Source organism: Amycolatopsis sp. WAC 01416, assembly GCF_003947485.1.
Taxonomy (GTDB): domain Bacteria; phylum Actinomycetota; class Actinomycetes; order Mycobacteriales; family Pseudonocardiaceae; genus Amycolatopsis.
Genome location: NZ_QHHX01000010.1, coordinates 282,530 through 302,529 on the forward strand (window position 1 = coordinate 282,530; position 20,000 = coordinate 302,529).

Here is a 20,000-nt window from a genome sequence, read left to right on the forward strand (position 1 = left end):
TCACCACGCGCGTTTAGCTCAGCGGGAGAGCGCTTCCCTGACACGGAAGAGGTCACTGGTTCAATCCCAGTATCGCGCACCAGGTTCACTTCCCCGGTGAACCGGAGTTCGTACCGCGGGCGATTAGCTCAGGGGGAGAGCGCTTCGTTCACACCGAAGAGGTCACTGGTTCGATCCCAGTATCGCCCACCGCAGTGAAGGCCCCACCCGGCTCGGGTGGGGCCTTTCGCGTTGCGTGGAGACGCTCACCGGTCCGTGAAGGCCTCCTTGAGGGACCCAGGGTCCCTCAAGGAGGCCTTCACGGACCGACCACCTGACACGACACGCCTCAGCGCAGCGACTCGATCATCGGCGTGAGCGTGTCCATCGTCGCGGCGAGGTCGGTCTTCGGGTCGGGGGAGTGGGCGAGCCAGACGGCGGCCTCGTTCATCGCGCCGGAAAGCAGGCGTACCAACGGTTCCACGGGCCGCTTCGCGAGGACGCCCTCGGTCATCAGTCCGGTCAGCGCTTCGGCGAGGTGCCGGGCGGAGGACTCGGCGTCCAGCTCGCGCCAGTCCTGCCAGCCGACCACCGAAGGCCCGTCCAGCAACATGATCTGCTGGATCTCCGGATCGGTCGCCGCGGCGAGGAACGCGCGGCATCCGGCCAGCAGTCCCGCCCACGAGTCCGGCGCGGCGTCCGCGGCCCGCGCGATCTGCTCGCCGACATCGTGCTGGACGACGCCGAGCACGTGCCGGAACAGGTCCGCCTTGCTGCTGAAATGGTGGTAGAGCGCGCCTTTGCTCACGCCCGCGGTCTGCGCGATGGTCTCCAGCCCGACCTTGCCGTATCCGTGCTCGGCGAACAGTCGGCGGGCGGTGGCGGTCAACGCCTCCATCGTCTCTTCGCGCTGCTGCTGTTTCGTGCGGGCCATGACCCGCATCTTGACATACCGACCGTCGGTTGGCTAACTTCGAAAAAACAAACCGACGGTCGGTATTGTTCACGAGGCAAGGTGGCATCATGCGTCTGACCAGCTTCTATCCCGTTCTCATGACCGAGAAGATCGCCGAGACGCGGGACTTCTACTGCGGCTACTTCGGCTTCGAGCTCACCTTTGAGGCCGACTGGTACGTCAGCCTCAAACGCTGCGAGTGGGAGCTCGCGATCCTCGCTCCCGGGCACGACACCATTCCCGCGGGGGCGGGCAAACCCGTGCAGGGACTGTTGCTGAACTTCGAGGTCGAGGACGTCGATGCCGAACACCGGCGGCTGGTCGTGGATGCGGGGTTGCCCGAGGCACTTTCCTTGCGCAGCGAGGAGTTCGGGCAGCGGCACTTCATCGTCGCCGACCCCAACGGCGTGCTGATCGACGTGATCCAGGAAATCCCGCCGACCGGGGAGTTCGCGGAGCAGTTCACCGACGAGGCACGCCCGCACTGACGAGTACGGCCAAGACGAACAGTCCACAAGCGACGGCCGCCGACACCTGCAGTCCCGTGGTGCAGGCGGCTTTCGCGGCGTCGAGCACTTCGCCGGCCAAACCCGACGTCAGGCCCGACGCGGCCGCTTCGGCTTGAGCGGGCCCCGACAAGGCGAGCACCCGCGCCGGTTCGGGCACCCCGTCCGGAACGGACAAGTGCCCCGCGTACACCGCGGCCGCCAGGGAACCGAAGACCGTCGTCCCGAAGCCGGCGCCGAGTTCGTAGCCGGTCTTCTCCACCGCCGCGGCGCCGCCCGCCTGGTCCGCCGAGGTCGCCGAAAGGAGGGTGTCGGTGCTCGAAGTGAGCGCGAGCGCCATACCCAGCCCCAGTCCCGTCATGCCGATGCCGAGCAGCACCGGCGACGTCAGCGCGACCGAACCCGCCGCCGGGGCCAGCAACGACAACGCCGTCACCGCGAACCCGGCCGTGCGGACCCGCGCGTTGCCGAGCCGTCCCAGAAGGGAAGGCGCCACGACGCTGCCGACGGCCGACGCGCCCAGCACCAGGAGCAGCCGGGACGCCGCCGCCGTCGGCGAGAGACCGAGCACCACCTGGAGGTACTGGGCGAACAGCAGACCGAGCCCGACCAGCGTGCTCATCACCAGCAGCACCCCGCCCACCGCGGCCCGCACTCCCGGCCGCCGGAACAGGGTGAGGTCCAGTAGCGGCGGATCGGTCCGGCGCTGGCGGCGCAGGAACAGTCCGATGAGGACACAGCCGGTCACGCCCGAAACCGCGGCCGTCATCCAGGAACCCGGCTGCCCGACGGCGAACGCGATGCCGAGGACACCACCCGCCGCGAGGGCGGCGCTGAGCGCGTCCCACGGCCGCCGCCCCGGCGGGTTGCGGGGGAGCCACCGCAGCGCCAGGACCACCGCCGCCAGGATCACCGGCGGGTTCAACAGGAACGTGGCCCGCCAGCCCCATGCCTCGACGAGCACCCCGCCGAGGATCGGCCCGAACACCGAGCCGGTCCCGGCGATCCCGCTGCACACCGCGATCGCCGTTCGACGGTGCCGCTGATCCGGGAAGAGCTCGCGGAGCAGCGACATCGTCACCGGCATGATCATCGCGCCGCCGCAGCCGAGCAGCGCGCGGAAACCCAGCAGTACCGGGACGTTCGGCGCGAACGCGCAGCCGAGCGACGCGACCCCGAACACGACGTACCCGGAGACCAGCACACGCCGTCGCCCGTACCGGTCGCCGAGGGTGCCGAACGGCAGCAGCAGCGGCGCGGCGGTCAGCGGGTAGATCGCCACGATCCACACCTGTGCCGCCGCGCCGGGCCGCAACTGCCGGACGAGGTCGGGCAACGCGACGTGCAGCACGGTCGCGTCCACCGCCACGAGGAAGAGCCCGGCACCGAGCACCGCCAGCAGCGGCCAGGCGCGGATGACCACTCGCTCGGTCCGGGCCGTGGTCACAGGAGCCCCGCCAGATGCCTCGCGACGACGTCGACGTGAGGCGGGTCGACCACCGACAGGTGATGCGCCTCGACCGGCACGATCTCCAGCCCTGGGCACAACTCCGCCCAGCCCGCCGCGAGATCCGTGCGCGAATACCGGGGTTCCATCGCCAGCCCGGCCGCGTACTGTTCGGTCGCCCGGTAGAGCACGACGCGGCCGTCGTAGCGGCGGGGCGTACCGCGTTCGGCCGCCAGCGTGTCCAAAAAGGACTGGCGTTGGTGCCGGAGCACGCCGGGGCTGAGCAGGCCCGCTTCGGCGACCCGCCGCATGGTCAGCTCGATCTGCTCCTCTTCGGGCAGCGGCGCCAGCTCCTCGTGCCCGAGTCGCACTTCGCGGCCGTAAGTCCCTTCGACGTAGCCGGTGAACCGCAGGAACCGCCGGGCGGACGACGCGCGCGGATCGAGATCCGGCTCCGGAAGCGGAAGCATGGTGTCGATCAGCGCGACGAACTCGACCTCTTCGCCTTCCTCGGCCAGCCGCGCGGCGACGCCGTAGGCCAGCGCCCCGCCGAACGACCAGCCCGCCAGCCGGTACGGCCGGTCGCGACCCTGTTCCCGTACCAACGGCAGGAGCTGTTCGACGCGTTCCTCGATGCCGACACCGGGGACGCGTTCGAATCCGACGCACGGCACCGAGGTGGGGAGCCGGTCCAGCAGCGGCCGGTACACGGTGCAGGTGCTGCCTCCGGGGTGGAACAGCAGCAGCGGCGCGGCCCTGGTTTCACCACGAGTGAGGACGTGGACCGGCCCCCGCTCCTCCCTCGTGTCGAGGACGGCGCGGGCGACGTCGGCGATGGCCGCGAGGGAGTCGTGCCGCCGGAGTTCGGCGGCGTCGACGGGCGTGTCGAGTTCGGCGCCGAGCCCCTCGGCGAGCAGCTCGGCCAGCCGGTCCGGGGTGCCGGTCTCGGTCAGCCGGACCTGCGTGCCGCCCGCGTCGGTCCCGGTGTGCTCCTGCCACAGGCGCAGGACCAGGCGGTCGGCCGCGTCCCAGGCACGGCCGCGGGCCGGGAGCGGTTGCTCGTCCTCGCGCGGCGTGAGGTCGCGGCTGAGATCCGCGAGAGTGGCACCGCGAAGCACGCCGACGGCGTCGGGTTCGGTGCCGAACTCCCGGCGGACGGCCTCCCGGATCCGGTTCGCCATCAGGGAGTCCAGTCCGAGTTCCACCAGCGGGACGTCGGCGTCGATACGGTCGGGCCGCAGTCCCATGACGGCGGCGACGATCTCGGTCAGCCGGTCACCTCCGCCGCTCCGTACGGGTTCGGGTTCCGGCGTGCGCGCCGCGAACGACGGCGGTTCCCCGGCGGCGGTGTACCAGTGCCGTTCGTGCCGCCACGGCATCGGAGGGACGTCGACCAGGCGGGCGCCGTCGTCCGGATCGGCGGGGGTGATCCGGGTACCCGCGCAGTACAGTTCGGCCGCCGCGGCGCCCAGCGCGCGGACCTCGTCCTGGCCCCGGCGCAGCGTCCCGGTGACGACGGCGTCGTGGATCCCCTCGGCTTCGAGCGTCCTCGCCACCGAACCCCGCAGGATCGGATGCGGCGACACCTCGAGGAAGACGCGGTGCCCGTCCGCGGCGGCGGCCGCCACGGCCTGCCGGAACCGCACCGGACGGCGCAGATGCGCGGCCCAGTACCCGGCGTCGAAGTCCGGCAGCTCTCGCGGATCGGGGAGAACCGTGTCGTACCAGGACACCGTCGGACGGCGGCCCCCCAGCTCGTCGAGCGCCTCCCGGAGCGCGGGCAGGATGGGGTCGACGCGGGCGGAGTGCCCGGCGACCTCGACCGGCAGCAGCCGCGCGGTCAGGCCGGCGGTTTCGAGTTCCGCGACGAGCAATTCGAGCACGGTCGCGTCCCCGGCGACGGTCAGCTGACCCGGCGCCGATTCGACGGCGAGTTCGATGTCCGGGTACAGGTCGAGTTCCTCCGGCGCCAGTTCCACCGCGGCCATCGCCCCTCCCCGGCCGATGGTGCCCAGGAGCCGGGCGCGGGTCGCGACCAGGTGGACGGCCTCGTCGGGGGTGAGCACGCCGCTCACCACGGCGACCGCCGCGGAGCCGAGCGAGTGCCCGACGACGGCCGCCGGCCGGACCCCGAGCGCCTCCCATTGGGCGGCCAGCGCGAGCTGCGTCCCGAAGATGGCGGCCTGGGTTCCGGGCAGCGAAAGCGGCTTGGCGCTGGTGAGCAGGGCGCGCAGCGATCGGCCGGTGTGCTCGGTGAACAGATCGTGGAGCTTGTCGACCTGGGCGGCGAAGGCGGGCTCGGCGGCCAGCAACCCGCGTCCCATCCCCGCCCACTGGGAGCCGTGGCCGGAGAACACGAACACCGGGCCGTCGCCGCTCCGCGGGGTGCCGGCGACAGCGCCCGCGGGCAGTGGATCGGCGCCGGTGCCGACGGCGCGCAGCAGCACCGCGAGCTCGGCGGTGTCCCCGGCGACGACGGCGGCGCGATGCGGTCCGCCGTTGTCGCGCCGGAACAGCGTGTGGGTGACGTCGGCGAGGGAAAGCGGCGGCGCGCCCGAGGACTCCAGCCAGTTCGCCAGTTGGGTCGCGCGTTCGGTGAGACGGTCGCGGGTACGGGCGGACAGCAGCCCGATCCGGACGTCCTTGCGGTCCGGTGACGGTTCCAGGGCAGGGGTCTGTTCGAGGACGACATGCGCGTTGGTCCCGCCGAACCCGAACGCCGACACCCCGGCCGTGGCGCGGCCGGACCGGCGTGGCCACGGCGTCGGTTCGGTCACCACCTTCAGGCGCAGGTCGTCGAACGGGATGTGCGGGTTGGGGGCGGTGAAGTGCAGCTGGGGTGGCAGTTCGTCGTGGGTCATCGCGAGCACGACCTTGATCAGCCCGGCGATCCCCGCCGCCGCCTCCGCGTGCGCGATGTTCGTCTTCACCGAGCCGATCAGCAGCGGGGCGTCGGCCGGGCGGTCCTTGCCGAGGACGGCGCCGAGGGAGCGGGCCTCGATCGGATCGCCGAGCAGCGTGCCGGTGCCGTGCGCCTCGATGTAGTCCACAGTGGATGGATCGAGGCGGGCGCCGTGGTACGCCGTGCGCAGCATGTCCTGCTGGGCGACGGGGTTCGGCGCCGCCATGCCCTGGGAACGGCCGTCGGAGTTGACGGCGGTCGAGCGGATCACCGCCAGCACCCGGTCGCCGTCGTACTCGGCGTCCGCCAGCCGCTTGAGCACGACGACGCCGCAGCCTTCGGCGCGCGCGATACCGTCGGCGCCCGCGGCGAAGGTCTTGCACCGGCCGTCCCCGGCCAGCAGTCCCGCGGCGGCGAACGCGGCCGTCGGTCCGGGCAGCAGCATGAGGTTCACCCCGCCCGCCAGCGCCAGATCCGCCTCGCCGTCGCGCAGCGCGCGCACCGCGTGATGCACCGCGACCAGCGACGACGAGCAGGCGGTGTCCACCGCCATACTCGGCCCGCGCAGGTCGTAGACGTAGGAGAGCCGGTTGGCCGAGATGCTTCCGGCCGCACCGGTCGCCGTCCACAGGTCGACCTCGCGACCCGCCATCGTGAGATGCCCGTAGTCGTGGGTGGAGATCCCGGTGAAGACGCCGGTCCGGCTGCCGCGCAGGGAAGCCGGGGCGATCCCGGCGTGTTCCAGCGCCGCCCAGGCGACTTCCAGCAGCATCCGCTGTTGAGGGTCCATTGTGGACGCTTCACGCGGGGTGATGCCGAAGTGCTCGGCGTCGAAACCGGCCACGTCGTCCAGGAAACCGCCGACGATCGGCGCCGCGTCGGCGTTCCACCGGCCCGGCGGCGCGGTCCGGACGGCGTCCCGTCCGCTGCGCAGCAGGTCCCAGAACTCGTCGAGGCCGTCCGCGCCCGGCCAGCGGCAGCCGAGGCCGACGACGGCGATCGGGTCGGTCCGGCGCCGGTCCGTGCCCGGCGATTCCGGTTCCGGTTCGGCACCACCGGTCAGGGAGCGGGCAAGGTGGTCGAGGGTCGGGCTTTCCCACAGCAGGGTCGCCGGAAGCGGGGTGCCGAGCAGGTTTTCGAGATCACCGGCGATACCGACGGCCTGGCGGGAGGACAGGCCGTAGTCGCTGAGCGGACGATCGGCTTCGAGCCGGGTCGCGTCGACGCCGATGTGTTCGGCGACGGTGTCGAGCAGCCAGCGGCGCAGTGCGGGGGTGTCGAGCGTAATGTTTCTCATCGCACCAGGGCCTTTCCGTAGTCGCCTGCGAGGTAACGGTCGCGGCAGGCGCCGCGCGCGATCTTGCCGCTGGAGGTCCGCGGGACCAGCCCCGCCGGGACGAGCATGACGGCGCGCAGTGCGAGGCCGTGCGCGTCCGAAACAAGTCGCCGGATCACCGCGGCGAGCGCCCGTTCGTCGTCGGTGGTGAGTGCGGTGTGACCGCGGTGCTCGGCGACGACGACCGCGGCTTCGGTGTCGGTGCCTTCGACGGCGAACGCGGCGACACTGCCGGGACGGATGTCGCGATCGGCCGAGGCCGCCGTCGCTTCGACGTCCTGCGGATAGTGGTTGCGGCCGTCGACGATGAGCAGATCCTTGATCCGGCCCGCGATGTAGACCTCGCCGTCGTACCGGACGCCGAGGTCGCCGGTGCGCAGCCATGGCCCGTCGGGCAGTCCACTGTGGTCCCCGGTCAGCCGGGCGCCGAAGGTTTCGGTGCTCTCCACGGGCTTCTGCCAGTAGCCCGTGCCGACGTTGGGCCCGTGTACCCAGATCTCGCCGACCGAGCCGTCTTCCAGCGCGACACCGGTTTCCGGGTCGACCAACGCGACGTGCTGGCCCACCGGGACGCCGCAGGCGACCAGCCGGAGACCGGTGTCCGCCTGGCGCGCCGTCCCCGCGCCCAGCGCGGCGCGGTCGAACGTCGTGACACGCGGGGGAGTGGCGGGGCCGGTGGTGACGAAGACCGTCGCCTCGGCCAGCCCGTACGCGGGACGCGTCTTCTCCGGCAGGTAACCGGAATCGGCGAAGGCCGCGTGGAACCGGTCGAGGACGCCCGCGTTGATCGGCTCCGCGCCGTTGACGATCGCGGCGACCCGGTCGAGGCGGAGTTTTGCGCGGTCCTCCTCGCGGACCCGGCTCGCGGCGTAGTGGAACGCGAAGTTCGGGGCCGCGCTCCAGCTCCCGTTGTGATCGCCGAGCAACTCCAGCCAGCGCACCGGGCGCTCGATGAAGGCCAGCGGATCCATCAGCACCGAGCGCATGCCCAACGCCAGCGGTGTGATCAGGCCGAGCACGAGACCCATGTCGTGGAACAGGGGCAGCCACGACACCGTGGTCCCCGACGCGTCCATGCCGAGCCCGCGCACCGCCTGGCTGACGTTGGCCAGCACGTTGGCGTGGGTCAGCACCACACCCGCCGGGCTGCGGGTCGAGCCGGACGTGTACTGCAGGTACGCCACGTCGTCCGGCGCCGATGCCGGGGCGGGCCACGCGCGAACCGGGCCCGCGGCGGGCTGGTCGGCCGCGACGACGGCGACGCGTTCGCCACCGGGCAGACCGGCCAGGAACTCGCGGACCGCGTCCTCGGCCGCGGCGGTGGTGATCACCGCGGTGGGGGAGCAGTCGGTCAGCACCGCGGCGAGCCGTCCGGCGTGCCCTGGCAGCCCGGGGTCGAACAGCGGAACGGCGATCGCGCCCGCGGTGATCGCGCCGAGGAACGCGACGACGTACTCGGCGCTCTGCGGGCACAGCACCGCAACCCGGTCACCGGGCCGGACGGGCAGCGCCCCCGCGACGGCGTCGACGCGCTCCTGGAGCTGTTTCCAGGTCAGGGTCCGCCGCCGCCCGGCGCGGTCGGTCGCGAAGTCGGCGAAGGTCACTGCGGGCCGGTCGCCATCGGTGTCCGCCCAATGCCGGAGGCAGGCGGGGAGGGTGGGGCCGGCCGTGGCGGGCAGGTTTTCGGGGGCCAGGGACATGGCTTCTCCTCAGGGGTTCGGGGGATTCAGCGGCCGAGCGGACCGGCGGCGTGCCGCCAGGCGGCCACGGCGAGGGCGTCGAGATCGAGGCCGGTGGTCCCGGCGTCACGAAGCACGACCAGTACGTCGTCGGCGGCGATGGCGACGGTGCGCAGACGCAGTCCCGGCAGTTCGGGGGGCTGTCCGGGGAGCGTCAGGAGTTGTTGGTAGGAAAGGGTTTTCGCGCCCGGAACGGTGGGAGCGGGATGGACGGTGACGGTCGACACCGCGGTACCGGCCGCGTCGTCGACCGTCACCTTCGAGCACCGCCCGGCCTGCGCGGCCCATGCCGTCAGATCGGGCGGGTTCGTCGTGCGCGCGACGAGTTCGGAGACCTGCCCGCCGGGTACGACGGACTGGAAACCCTGGCCGGTGGCGTCGGTGCCGACCAGTCGGCCGTGTACGACGTCCTCGCAGCCTCCGACGTCGACCCTGCTCTGCGCGCGGTCCGAAGTGGACAGTGCTGCGCGGAGGTCGAAGCCGTCACGCGCGGACGCGTGCGGGACGGCTTCCGGCGGCAGCAGCGCCGCAGGGGGAACGGCGGGTGCGGGCGGCGTCGCGACCGCCTGAATCGATTCTCCCGGTGCTCCGGAAATGGTCGCGACCGCGGCAGCGGAGACGACGAACGCGCGAATTCGGGCAGCCATGAATAGCCCTTTCGGAAGGGTCCTGATGGAGTCGCGGTCCCCTCGGTGGGACGCAGGCGCCGGGGTCACGTCAGTGGACGCCGAACCCGGGCGGCACGACGAAGGCTACGACGGGAAATCGAATACCGGAAGGTGTCAAGAGAACGTAAATGTCCTTCGTGTACAGGCGGTGACCTGCGGCTTCCGAGATATTCGCTGGTGCATGAGCCGGTTTGGTACCACCGTGCCACAGTCGCTCACTGTCCGTGAGTGGCGGGTCACCCTGATGGGGGAGGTGGGGGCATTTCTTGTTTCCCTGGCATTCATATTGTCCTCCCGGATTGTGGACAGGACAATTGCCTGGAAGGGTCCCGTCCGCTTAATGTGTCGACACCTCCGGATTTCATTTGCGGGTAATCACCGTCACATTTCGAATTCGATCGAACGACCGGGACAAAGGATTGCGTATGCGCACTACTTCGAGGCGGCTACGGGCCGTGGCGTCGCTGGCGGCCGTGGCGTGTTTGCTGCCCGCCCCGGCGCGGGCCGAGAGCGGTGTCCCGGACGTCCGCGCCGACGACGGTTCGCACGTCGTCGCGCAGACCACTGTGGACGGTGACCCGCGGATGCTGGATCTCACCGTGCGCTCGGTCGGCGTCGGGAGCTACGCGATGGTCCGGCTGATCCTGCCGTCGCGGTGGGCCGCCGAACCGGACCGCAAGTGGCCTGCCGTGTACCTGCTCGCCGGGGAGACACGGCTGCAGGACTATCGCGGCTGGACGGCCAACACCGACATCCGGAAACTCGCCGACGACTCCGGCGTGATGGTGGTGATGCCGGGCTCCGGTTCCGCGGGGTTCTTTTCCGACTGGTGGAATTACGGCAAGGACGTCGTGCTCGACCAGTGGGAGACGTTCACCGCGGTCGAGATCCCGCAGCTGATCGACCGCGGCTATCGCGGGGACGGACGGCGGGTCGCGGCGGGGCTCTCCCTCGGCGGATACGGCGCGGTGGAACTCGCCGCCCGGCGGCCGGGAGTGTTCCGCTTCGCCGGGTCGTTCAGCGGCAATCTCAACCCCACCGGCCCGTACGGCGAGCTGCTGACCAGCGCGATCGTCGCTTCGGCCCGGCAGGATCCCGAAGCGCTCTGGGGCGACCGACGGCGCGAGGCGTCCCGCTGGGACGCGCACGATCCGCTGGTGAACGCCGACCGCCTGCGCGGCACCGAGCTGTACCTGTCGACGGGCAACGGCCTGCCGGGACCGTTCGACGGGAAACTCCCGGTCGACGTGCTACCCGGCGCGATGCTGCTCGAATTCCTCTGCGCCGGCCAGACCACCGCGATGGCGGACCGGCTGAACCGCCTCGGCGTCCCGGTCAAGACGGATTTCTACGGGCCGGGCACGCATCACTGGGCGTACTGGCAGGACCAGCTGCACAAGACCTGGCCGTTGATGCTGAGCGCGCTCTCGGCGCCGGCGAAGGCGGGGGAGGCGTCGTGACCCGTCCGTCCTTTGTGGTCACCGGTGCGTCGAGCGGGATCGGCAGGGCCTGTGTGACCGAACTCGTCCGGAGGGGCGCCCATGTCTGGGCCAGTGTGCGCACCGACGCGGACGAAACGGAACTTGCTCGCAGGTACGGCGAAGCGGTCACCGTGCTGCGGATGGATCTCCGGGACGCGGCGTCGATCGCGGCCTGTGGGGAGAAGGTCGCGGCGGCGGGGCCGTTGCGGGGCTTGGTGAACAACGCCGGGATGGCCAGGCCCGGACCGCTGGAACACGTGCCGCTCGAGGATTTCCGGCAGCAGCTGGAGGTCAACGTCACCGGTCAGCTCGCCGTCACGCAGGCGATGCTGCCCGCACTGCGTGCCGCGTCCGCCGCCAGGGTGGTGACCGTCGGATCGATGGGCGGGCGCATCGCCGGGCCGATGGTCGGGCCGTATCACACGTCGAAGTTCGCCCTGGTCGGTTTGACCGACAGCCTGCGCGCCGAACTGGCCCCGTCCGAGATCGGCGTCGTCCTCGTCGAGCCCGGCGCGGTCGCCACGTCGATCTGGCCACGCGCCCGCGCCGCCGCCGAGGAGGTGCGCGCCGCCCTTCCGGAGGCCGCGAGCGAACGGTATGGGGCGCAACTGGAAGAGGCCGAACGCAGCGCGGAGCGGTCGGCGCGGAACGGTGTGCCGCCCGAGCGGGCGGCGCGGGTCGTGGTCCACGCGCTGACCGCACGCCGTCCCGCGCCGCGATACCTGGTCGGCCGGGACGCACGTGTCGCGGCGGTGCTGGCGAACCTGCCGTTCCGCCTCCGCTACCGGTTGACGGCGGCGAAGCGGTGACCCGGCTCGTGGTGATCGTCGCTCCCGGTTCGCGGGGCGACGTCCAGCCGTGTATCGCCTTGGGGCGTGGTCTCGACGGCGATCGGGTACGCGTGCTGGCGGCCGAGCGGTTCCGGACGCTGGTGACCGGGCACGGCCTGGACTTCGCGCCGCTCTCGGCCGACCCCGGCGAGGTCCTCGGTTCGGCCGGTGGACGCGAATGGACCGAGGGCGGGCGCGATCCCGCGACCTTCCTGCGTGGACTGCGAGGTGCGCTGGCCCCGGTGCTGGAGCGGCTGCTGGCCGACGTCCATCGAGGAGCGGAGGGGGCGGACCTCGTACTCGCTCCGACGCTGGGATTCCTCGGCGCGCATCTGGGCGCCTCGCTCGGCATCCCCGACGTCGAACTGCACTATCAGCCCAGCGTGCCGACCGGGGCGTTCGCGCATCCGCTGCTGCCGTGGGCGGCCAAGACCGGGCCGTGTGGCCGCCGGCTGAGCTTTCGCGCCGTCGACACCGTCGCGTGGCAGGTGCTGCGTCCCGAAGTGGACCGGTGGCGGGAGCGGTCACTCGGCCTGCCGAGGGCAGGCATACGCGGGCCCCGCCGGGCGGAAACCCCGGTGCTGTGCGGATTTTCCGACGCCGTGGTGCCCCGGCCGAACGACTGGCCGGCCAGGATCCACGTCACCGGGTACTGGTTCCTCGACACCCCCGCCGAGTGGCGGCCGGACCCGCGCCTGCGGGACTTCCTCGCCTCCGGGCCACCACCGGTGTACGTCGGTTTCGGCAGCATGCGGCCGTCGGAGGCGGAGCGGACGTTCGCCGCCGTCCGCACGGCGTTGCGCCGCGCGGGGCTGCGCGGCCTGCTCGGCACCGATGCCGTGGCCGACGAAGACGATCTGCTGACGATCGGGGACGTCCCGCACGCGTGGCTCTTCCCGCGCACCGCGGCGGTGGTGCATCACGGCGGCGCGGGCACGACCGCGGCCGCGTTGCGCGCGGGCGCCCCGTCGCTGGTCTGCCCGGTCTTCTCCGACCAGCCCTACTGGGGTGACCGGGTCTCCCGGCTCGGCGCCGGACCACGTCCGCTCCCGTTACGGGAACTCACCGAGGACTCCTTGACCGCGCGGCTGCTGGAGCTGTCCGGCAACCTCCTGTTCCGCCGCGGCGCGCAGTACGTCGCCGGCCGGTTGCGCGAGGAGGACGGGGTGGCGCGAGCCCGGGAGGTGCTGCGGGAAGGTTCTCCCTTTCTCCGCCGGAAGGCGTGATTCACGTGTCCAGACACGGAACTCGCGTGATCGGAGGCGTAACTCACGTGATTGGAGGCGTAACTCGGTTGAGGCCGGACCGCACGAGTCTTCCGGCTCCGCACACGCGAGTTGCGCCTTCAATCACGTGAGTTACGGCCTCAATCACGCGAGTTACGGCTTCAATCACGCGAGTTGCGGCTGGAGACACGCGTGTGCCGTCTTGGAGCACGCCGCGGCTGGGGATTTCCTCGTACGGTCGCAGGCATGAACCTGCGCTCAGCACTTTGGCTGCCGATCTTCGACGAACTGGCCGATCCGGTGATCATCGCGCGCCTCGCCGCCGAGGCCGAGGAGGCGGGCTGGCACGGTCTGTTCGTCTGGGACCACGTCCGCTGGCGCGAACCGGTGCGCGCCGTCGCCGATCCGTGGATCACTCTCGCCGCCGTCGCCTCCGCCACCGAGAACCTCGTCTTCGGTCCGATGGTCACGCCACTGGCCCGTCGCCGCCCGGTCAAACTCGCCCGCGAGACGGCCACCTTGGACCGGTTGGGTGACGGACGGCTGATCCTCGGCGCGGGGCTCGGCAGCGACCGCTTCGGCGAGGAGTTCTCGAAGACCGGCGACGAGCCGGACGACCGCAAACGCGGCGAGATGCTGGACGAGTCGCTCGAGATCCTCACCGCCGCCTGGTCCGGTGAGCCGGTGCGGCATCACGGCGCGCACTACACGGTCGACGACATCACCTTCCTGCCTCGTCCCGCGCGCCCGATCCCGGTCTGGCTGGCGGGCTTCCCCGGGAAGACGAAGCCGATGCGCAGGGCCGCGCGGTACGACGGGTTCTTCCCGGTGCACCTGCCGCACGCGGACGAGTTCGCCGAAGTGGTCGAGACGATCACCGGATGGCGCCAGGACACGGAGAAGCCGTACGACTTTGCCATCGGCGTCCCCGCGGGCACGGATCTCGCGCCGTACGAGCGGGCGGGGGCGACCTGGTGGATGGCCGAATTCCCGTGGGACGACCTGTCCGTCGACGCGGTACGCGGCGTGCTGCGGGAGGGCCCCGCTTGACCCGGTCTTTAATAACTCTTTACCAAGTGTGATACTGGACCGGCGAGGGGAGTACTTCCCAAGGGTCTGCCCGGTCAATACGGACACTCCGCTGTGTCCCCGGGAGGCCGCCCATCGGGTGAAGGAGACCTCGAACTTCGAGTTCGAGGAGGCTTCATGCCCGAGTCCGTGGCAACCGTGGGATCACCGGGGTTGTGGGCGATCAGCATCGCCGTCCTGCTGGGACTGCTCGTCGCCGATTTCGCCGTCACCCGCCACCCGCACGAGGTGTCGATGCGGGAGGCCGTCGGCTGGTCGGTCTTCTACCTCGCGCTCCCGGTCGTGTTCGGGCTCTGGCTGTGGCTCGAGTTCGGTGGCGGCCAGGCGCTCGAGTTCATGACGGGTTTCGTCGTCGAGAAGTCCCTGTCGGTGGACAACCTGTTCGTCTTCATGCTGCTGCTCGCCGCCTTCGCGGTCCCGCCCGCCGTGCAGCAACGCGTGCTGCTGTACGGCATCGTGGGCGCGCTGGTGCTCCGCGGCGTGTTCATCGCGGCCGGTGCCGCGATGCTGTCGGCCGGCACCTGGGCGTTCCTCGTTTTCGGCGTGATCCTGCTGGTCTCGGCGCTCAAGATCCTGCGCGAGGCCATGTCCGACGGCCCGGCCGAGATGGATCTCTCGCAGCTGCGGTCGGTCCGGTTGCTGCGCAAACTGATGCCGGTCACCGACGACTACCGCGGCACCCGGTTGACCGTGCGTGAACACGGGCGCCGTGCGCTCACCCCGCTGGCCGTCGTGGTCGTCGCGGTCTTCGCCACCGACGTCGTGTTCGCGGTCGACTCGGTGCCCGCCGTCTACGGCATCACCGAAGACCCGTACCTCGTGTTCGCCACCAACGCCTTCGCCCTGATGGGGCTGCGTGCCCTGTACTTCGTGCTCCATTCGGCGCTCGCGAAGCTGATCCACCTGAACCACGGCCTCGCGATCATCCTCGCCTTCATCGGGGTGAAGCTGGTCCTGCACTGGGCACACGGGATCTGGTCGGAGGTGCCGCAGATCCCGACGCCGGTCTCGCTGGGCGTGATCGTCGCCGTCCTCGTCACGGTCTCGTTCACCAGCCTGTACGCACGCCGTCGCGAAGCCGCCCGGATGGCAAAGGAGTGAGCGATGATCACCGGACTAGTCGTCGGCTTCCTGATCGACGTGGTGGTCGCCGCTCTCTTCCTCGCCGCGTTGCTGCTGGTCTTCGCGGCGATGCGGCCACCGCGGTGAGGGTCAGGGGAAACGGATCACGGTGATCCCGGCCAGCACGAAGAACACCAGCACCACCATGGTGCCGCTGTGCCCGCCGGACGAACTGGTCACGACCTGCTCGACGGCGCCGGTCAAGCGCACGCCGCAGTCCGCGACGACGGTGTGTTTGCCCGCCTCGATCCGGGTGAACTCCACATCCGCGGTGAAGGCGCCGGTGCCGTCGGCGTAGGCGCCGCCGACGCGCTCGCCGTCCGACGTCAGGGTGACGCGTTCGCCGGGGGTGCAGCCCTTGCCCGTCGCGGACAGCCTGTCGCCGGGCTGCACGCTCGGGCGGTCGAGGACCAGGTCGTTCGGCCCCGGCGGCGTGCTACTCGACGAAGGGACGCCGGTCGGCGGCGGGGGAGTGTCCGTTGTGGACGGTGGTGTCGTCGTGGGCGGGGTCGTCGTGGTGACCGGGGTGGTCGGTGTGGTGGTCGTCCCCGGCCGGGTCGGTGTGGTCACCGGGACGGTCGGCTTCGTCGTCGGAGGCACCTTCGTCGTCGGCGGCGCCGTGGTCACGGTGCCGGTCACCCGGAAGTTCGCGCCGCCGGTCAGCGGCTGACCGGTCCGCGCGTTCGTGCAGGTGCCCGAGACCGCGTGACTGCCGGGTGTCGCGTTGCCCGGCACCGTCGCCGCCACCTGTCCGCTGGGGGCGCCGACCGACGTAATGGCCGCCCCGTCCCACGAGAAAGAAATCGGTCCTTTGCACGGGGAGAAATTCCAGGAAATGGTGAAAGAACTCCCCGCGGGGCCGCTCGAAGGTTTCAAACCAACCGTGGACTGATAAGGGGACTGCTGCGCGTTTCCCGCTCCCACCTGGGAAACCAGGAACAACAACCCGGTCACGATGCCGAATATCAGGCGAACCACGATACGCATTGGGACGTCCCTCTCCGGTAAGTACTCGCTGTAGCATTCCGGACCAGTCGGATTACGCAAACAGGGGATGCGCAAAATGGGACGTGTCATCGCGGCAGGGGTTGCGTTGGGTCTTTGCGCGGTCCTCCTCGGCTCACCACCGGCCAGTGCGGACGGTGCCGGCAGTGCCAGGCTCGACCTCGCGGTCACCCTGGACGACCGGCCGATCACCAACGCCACGGTCATGATCGACCCGGCGAAGCAGATCGAACTGACCGTCACGGCGACCAACAGCGGCGGGACCTCGGTCAAGGTCCGCAGCGTACGGGTGTCCGGCGTCGCGCTCGCTCTGACGTTCTTCGCCTATGACACCACGGCACCGTTCGAAGTCCCCGCGCACAGCCGGGTCACGCGGACCTTCGTGCTGGACATGGCCGACCTGTCCGGCCAGGCGATCGGGCTGCTCCCGTCGACCGTCGAACTGCTGGACGCCCAGCGGGGCACGCTCGGCGAGGCGTCCACGGTCGCCGACATCCGTGGGTCCTTCTGGTCCGTCTACGGCGCCTTCGGGCTCGCGATGCTCGTGCTCACCGTGCTGGCGTGGCTGACCGCCCTGCTCGCGCTCGCCCGCCACCGCCTCCCCGCCAATCGGTGGCGCCGCGGCCTGCGCTTCCTGCCCGCCGGTTTCGGGACCGGACTCGTCGCCGTCGTCTCGCTGTCGGTGCTGCGGCTCGTCCCGCCGGAGCCGTCGATCGAGATCCCGGTGGTCCTCGGCGCCGCCGTCCTCGCGTTCCTACTCGGCTATCTGACCCCGCATCCGGCGCCCGGTGCCGACGAGACGGTGCGCTTTCCCGATGCCACCAAGGAATTCAACCGATGAGCGCACCCGTCGAGGTCGTCGCCGCACTGCCGCAGTACGAGATCGGGGCCGCGATCGGCCAGGGCGGGATGGGGGTCGTCTTCGCGGGCGTCCACCGTTCGCTGCGCCGTGACGTCGCCATCAAGCAGCTGCCGTGGGACGTGCTGAACCACGCCGTCGGCAGCGAGCTCTTCGACCGTGAAGCGCGGGTGCTCGCCAGCCTCGACCACCCGCACATCGTGCCCGTCTACGACTACGTGCGTACCGGTCGCGAGCACCTGATGGTGATGGAACGCCTCGACGGCGGCACGGTGCACAGCCGATTCCGAAGCGGGGCGATCAGCGGGGAACAGGCCTGCGCGATCGGGCTGGCGACGCTCGCCGGACTCCACGCGGCGCACGAAGCCGGCGTGCTGCATCTGGACGTCAAGCCGAAGAACTTGCTCTTCACCACGCAAGGCGTGATGAAGGTGGCCGACTTCGGCATCGCGAAGGTGATCAGCGAGGGCGCCACCCTCGTCACGCACGGCGGCGAAGTCCTCGGCACACCCGCCTACATCGCACCCGAGCAGGCGATGGGCAACGCGCTGAGCCCGGCCGCCGACGTCTACTCGATGGGCACGGTGCTCTACGAACTGCTGTCCGGGAAACTGCCGTTCGACAACACCCGCGGCGCGATCAGCATGATGCGCCAGCACATGTTCACCGATCCGCGCCCGATCGAGGGCGTGCCGTCACCGCTCGCCGACGTCGTCATGCGCGGCCTCGCGCGCGAACTCGACTCTCGTTACCGCGACGCGGAAACCTTCGCGGCCGACCTCGCGTCGGCCGCCACCGCCGTGTACGGGCCGGGCTGGCTGGAACGCTCCCGGGTGCCGGTCCGGCACCTCACCCCGCGGGTGATCTCCGCGCTCAGCACGCCGGTCCCGGCCTGGGACGGCCCGACACGGCCGGTGCACCGCGCCACACCGGATCCGACGCTGTCGGCGACCCGCGCGAGCTTCCAGCCGGCGTCCCGGTCCGGTGCGGTGCTCTGGTTCCGGCTGGCCGCGGCGGCCGCCGCGATCGCGCTCGTGGTGCTCACCCTGCTCACGCCGGAACGGCTGCCGCACGAGGCGACAACGGTGAGAATCGACGGTGCCGCCGCCTCGTCGGCGCCCGTGGACCTCAGCAAGACGTTGACCGTGATCGGTGAGGGCAGTCCGAGACAGGTCACCCTGGACCTTTCGGCCGCCGGGATACCGCTCGGATCCGCGTCGGCGGTGCCGAAACCCGACGGTGACGGTTTCCGTGCCGACCTTCGGTTCCCCGGACTCACCCGCTGGATCGCCGGGGGTGCCGTCACCGCGACGATGACGGCGGACGGCGTTCCGCGGGCCTTCACGGTCGTCACCCGGCAGCATCCGCTCGCGAGCGCGCTCGGCGCGGGCAGCCTGATCCTCTCCCTGTTCGCGTTGGCGTACTTGGAATCCGGGTTGCGGACCATTCGCAACGGCCATCGGTGGCGGGGCGCGCTCGTCGGCGGGCCGATCCTCGGCCTGCTGTTCGGCGCGACGGCGTGGCTGTGCGTCTCGGTGCTGCGAGTGCACGAGCCCGCGGTGTCGTTCGGCGTCGGCTGCTCGATCGCGGGCGCGGTGGCGACGGGCTTCGTGGTCGCCGCCGCACGCGCCCGGCGCGCACGCTGAAACCCCCGGGGGCGGCCGTCGATGGCCGCCCCCGCTCAAGGGTCACGACTTGCGGTGCTTGCCCTCGTCGTCCGTCACCTCGAACTGTTCCTTGCGCACCTTGCCGGAGATCGTCTGGTCCTCGGTGACGGTCTCGGTCTTGAGCCTCGCCCGCTCGACCGCGACGGTTTCCTTGTTCACCACCGGTTTCTCGGCGTGCAGTACGACTTCCTGTTCGTCCTCGGTGATCTCCGCCCGCTCGCCGCCCGGCTTCGTGATCGGTTCCCGTTCGATCCGCACTTCTTCGTGGCTGACCGGAACGGTGACCTGCTGCTCCTCGGTGACGACGTACTTGCGCAACCGGACATGGCCGGTCTCGACCTGCTCGGTGCCGACGTTCAGCCGCTCCTCGGAGCGCGTCATAGTGGGCTCGCTGTCCCGATCCTTCATACCTGCGCCCGCGTTCATCGCGGCCTTGTCGCGACCGGTGCCGCCAGGTCGCGCCTGCGCCCGGTCGTCCATCCGGCCGTCCGGCGACGTCCGCGGCATCGGCAGCCCGTAGTGCTTGTAGAGCTGCGCGCTCTCCTCCGCGGACAGGTGCCCGTCGGCCTCGATCCGGGGCGCGTCGGTGACGGCGTCCTTGTCGACGCGGACGTGCACGCCGTCGCGGTCCGCGTGAGCGCCCGAGAGCGGGACGAAACTCTCCTTGGTGCCGAAAAGACCCGTCTTGACGGTGATCCACTCCGGCTGGCGGGTCGCGTCGGCGAGATAGACGTTGCCGACCTTCCCGAGTTTGTTCCCGGTCGGGTCGACCACGGCGCTGTCGATGAGTTCCTGCGGCTGCATGGTCTTCGCCATCGGCCTTCTCCTCTCGAACGATGCTGCTGAGACGTCCACCGTCAGCCGGACCGGTGATCACGGCAACCGCCGTGGTGCACCTGTGGGCGACCCTCGAAAGTGGTGGTTTGAAGGCGCTCTCACGGGCTAGGAACGGCGTGTCGTCGCAGGTGGAAGGGGGTCTGCGTGGCGTGACCGCCGGGTCCGGATTGGTGCGAAGGTGTGGATCTCCCGCCGTCCGAAAATCGGCTGCGGGGAGCTGCGGACCTGGCCTACCCTGGTGATCGTGATGCAGCAACTGCTGTTCCTCTGAGGAACGACGCCTCCACCGGTACCGCGAGCCGCGGTACCGGAGTTCGTTCTTCCTGCTCATCACTTTTCGCTGGAGGCAGTT

General features: G+C 70.8%; 15 protein-coding genes and 2 tRNA genes. 10 read left to right on the top strand and 7 right to left on the bottom strand.

Features of this window, described 5'->3' with window-relative positions; genetic code table 11:
* Nucleotides 1–7 precede the first annotated feature (7 nt).
* A tRNA-Val gene (locus DL990_RS32290) sits at nucleotides 8–82 on the top strand.
* Between the two features lie 35 nt (nucleotides 83–117).
* A tRNA-Val gene (locus tag DL990_RS32295) sits at nucleotides 118–189 on the top strand.
* 139 nt (nucleotides 190–328) lie between these two features.
* Here DL990_RS32295 and DL990_RS32300 read toward each other — a convergent pair.
* On the bottom strand, nucleotides 329–913 hold the full coding sequence (locus DL990_RS32300; RefSeq protein ID WP_125800944.1) for a TetR/AcrR family transcriptional regulator: 585 nt from the start codon (nucleotides 911–913) through the stop codon (nucleotides 329–331).
* 89 nt (nucleotides 914–1,002) lie between these two features.
* Between DL990_RS32300 and DL990_RS32305 the strand changes: the two genes are divergently transcribed.
* Nucleotides 1,003–1,422, top strand: a complete 420-nt coding sequence (locus DL990_RS32305; RefSeq protein WP_125800945.1) for a VOC family protein — start codon at nucleotides 1,003–1,005, stop codon at nucleotides 1,420–1,422.
* On the opposite strand, the gene DL990_RS32310 is transcribed toward DL990_RS32305, so the two are convergent.
* Genes DL990_RS32310 through DL990_RS32325 form a run of 4 tightly spaced genes read right to left on the bottom strand, consistent with a single transcriptional unit; the run spans nucleotide 1,397 to nucleotide 9,511 of the window.
* Nucleotides 1,397–2,887 (bottom strand): MFS transporter, encoded by a 1,491-nt coding sequence (locus DL990_RS32310; protein ID WP_125800946.1) that lies wholly within the window; start codon nucleotides 2,885–2,887, stop codon nucleotides 1,397–1,399. The genes DL990_RS32305 and DL990_RS32310 overlap by 26 nt on opposite strands.
* The gene (locus tag DL990_RS32315) at nucleotides 2,884–7,086 is read right to left on the bottom strand and encodes a type I polyketide synthase (RefSeq protein WP_125800947.1); all 4,203 of its coding nucleotides are present in this window, start codon (nucleotides 7,084–7,086) and stop codon (nucleotides 2,884–2,886) included. Before DL990_RS32315 ends, DL990_RS32310 begins: the two co-directional genes overlap by 4 nt.
* Complete coding sequence (locus DL990_RS32320; RefSeq protein WP_199746690.1) at nucleotides 7,083–8,825, bottom strand: fatty acyl-AMP ligase; 1,743 nt, start codon at nucleotides 8,823–8,825, stop codon at nucleotides 7,083–7,085. The genes DL990_RS32315 and DL990_RS32320 overlap by 4 nt, the downstream gene beginning before the upstream one ends.
* A 26-nt stretch (nucleotides 8,826–8,851) precedes the next feature.
* Nucleotides 8,852–9,511, bottom strand: a complete 660-nt coding sequence (locus tag DL990_RS32325) for a hypothetical protein (RefSeq protein WP_125800948.1) — start codon at nucleotides 9,509–9,511, stop codon at nucleotides 8,852–8,854.
* 446 nt (nucleotides 9,512–9,957) lie between these two features.
* On the opposite strand from DL990_RS32325, the gene DL990_RS32330 reads away from it, so the two are divergent.
* The 5 genes from DL990_RS32330 (at nucleotide 9,958) to DL990_RS32350 (ending at nucleotide 15,259) form a co-directional block, all read left to right on the top strand.
* The gene (locus DL990_RS32330; protein WP_125787072.1) at nucleotides 9,958–10,992 is read left to right on the top strand and encodes an alpha/beta hydrolase family protein; all 1,035 of its coding nucleotides are present in this window, start codon (nucleotides 9,958–9,960) and stop codon (nucleotides 10,990–10,992) included.
* Nucleotides 10,989–11,822, top strand: coding sequence for an SDR family NAD(P)-dependent oxidoreductase (locus DL990_RS32335; RefSeq protein ID WP_125800949.1), 834 nt, complete (start codon nucleotides 10,989–10,991; stop codon nucleotides 11,820–11,822). The genes DL990_RS32330 and DL990_RS32335 overlap by 4 nt, the downstream gene beginning before the upstream one ends.
* Nucleotides 11,819–13,069 carry a glycosyltransferase gene (locus tag DL990_RS32340; protein ID WP_125800950.1) on the top strand — a complete coding sequence of 417 codons (1,251 nt, stop codon included), beginning with the start codon at nucleotides 11,819–11,821 and terminating at the stop codon, nucleotides 13,067–13,069. The genes DL990_RS32335 and DL990_RS32340 overlap by 4 nt, the downstream gene beginning before the upstream one ends.
* 246 nt (nucleotides 13,070–13,315) lie before the next feature.
* Complete coding sequence (locus DL990_RS32345) at nucleotides 13,316–14,119, top strand: LLM class flavin-dependent oxidoreductase (RefSeq protein ID WP_125800951.1); 804 nt, start codon at nucleotides 13,316–13,318, stop codon at nucleotides 14,117–14,119.
* A gap of 156 nt (nucleotides 14,120–14,275) precedes the next feature.
* On the top strand, nucleotides 14,276–15,259 hold the full coding sequence (locus DL990_RS32350) for a TerC/Alx family metal homeostasis membrane protein (protein WP_125800952.1): 984 nt from the start codon (nucleotides 14,276–14,278) through the stop codon (nucleotides 15,257–15,259).
* Between the two features lie 111 nt (nucleotides 15,260–15,370).
* On the opposite strand, the gene DL990_RS41980 is transcribed toward DL990_RS32350, so the two are convergent.
* Nucleotides 15,371–16,015: a hypothetical protein gene (locus tag DL990_RS41980; RefSeq protein WP_233620636.1), complete on the bottom strand. Its 645-nt coding sequence runs from the start codon at nucleotides 16,013–16,015 to the stop codon at nucleotides 15,371–15,373.
* Nucleotides 16,016–16,343: 328 nt separating this feature from the next.
* Here DL990_RS41980 and DL990_RS32365 point away from each other — a divergent pair, with 328 nt between their 5' ends.
* Both DL990_RS32365 and DL990_RS32370 read left to right on the top strand, forming a co-directional pair.
* On the top strand, nucleotides 16,344–17,126 hold the full coding sequence (locus DL990_RS32365) for a hypothetical protein (protein WP_125787077.1): 783 nt from the start codon (nucleotides 16,344–16,346) through the stop codon (nucleotides 17,124–17,126).
* Nucleotides 17,123–18,790 (top strand): serine/threonine-protein kinase, encoded by a 1,668-nt coding sequence (locus tag DL990_RS32370; RefSeq protein ID WP_125800953.1) that lies wholly within the window; start codon nucleotides 17,123–17,125, stop codon nucleotides 18,788–18,790. Before DL990_RS32365 ends, DL990_RS32370 begins: the two co-directional genes overlap by 4 nt.
* 42 nt (nucleotides 18,791–18,832) lie before the next feature.
* Here DL990_RS32370 and DL990_RS32375 read toward each other — a convergent pair whose 3' ends face one another.
* The gene (locus tag DL990_RS32375; protein ID WP_125787079.1) at nucleotides 18,833–19,627 is read right to left on the bottom strand and encodes a DUF2382 domain-containing protein; all 795 of its coding nucleotides are present in this window, start codon (nucleotides 19,625–19,627) and stop codon (nucleotides 18,833–18,835) included.
* Between the last annotated feature and the right edge of the window lie 373 nt (nucleotides 19,628–20,000).

Bases quoted from the DNA above. Each gene is read 5' to 3' on its own strand.
- DL990_RS32345 (WP_125800951.1), top strand. From the start codon at position 13,316: ATGAACCTGCGCTCAGCACTTTGGCTGCCGATCTTCGACGAACTGGCC.
- DL990_RS32370 (WP_125800953.1), top strand. From the start codon at position 17,123: ATGAGCGCACCCGTCGAGGTCGTCGCCGCACTGCCGCAGTACGAGATC.
- DL990_RS32305 (WP_125800945.1), top strand. From the start codon at position 1,003: ATGCGTCTGACCAGCTTCTATCCCGTTCTCATGACCGAGAAGATCGCC.
- DL990_RS32330 (WP_125787072.1), top strand. From the start codon at position 9,958: ATGCGCACTACTTCGAGGCGGCTACGGGCCGTGGCGTCGCTGGCGGCC.
- DL990_RS32300 (WP_125800944.1), bottom strand. From the start codon at position 913: ATGGCCCGCACGAAACAGCAGCAGCGCGAAGAGACGATGGAGGCGTTG.
- DL990_RS32365 (WP_125787077.1), top strand. From the start codon at position 16,344: ATGGGACGTGTCATCGCGGCAGGGGTTGCGTTGGGTCTTTGCGCGGTC.
- DL990_RS32350 (WP_125800952.1), top strand. From the start codon at position 14,276: ATGCCCGAGTCCGTGGCAACCGTGGGATCACCGGGGTTGTGGGCGATC.
- DL990_RS32325 (WP_125800948.1), bottom strand. From the start codon at position 9,511: ATGGCTGCCCGAATTCGCGCGTTCGTCGTCTCCGCTGCCGCGGTCGCG.
- DL990_RS32320 (WP_199746690.1), bottom strand. From the start codon at position 8,825: ATGTCCCTGGCCCCCGAAAACCTGCCCGCCACGGCCGGCCCCACCCTC.
- DL990_RS32315 (WP_125800947.1), bottom strand. From the start codon at position 7,086: ATGAGAAACATTACGCTCGACACCCCCGCACTGCGCCGCTGGCTGCTC.
- DL990_RS32375 (WP_125787079.1), bottom strand. From the start codon at position 19,627: ATGGCGAAGACCATGCAGCCGCAGGAACTCATCGACAGCGCCGTGGTC.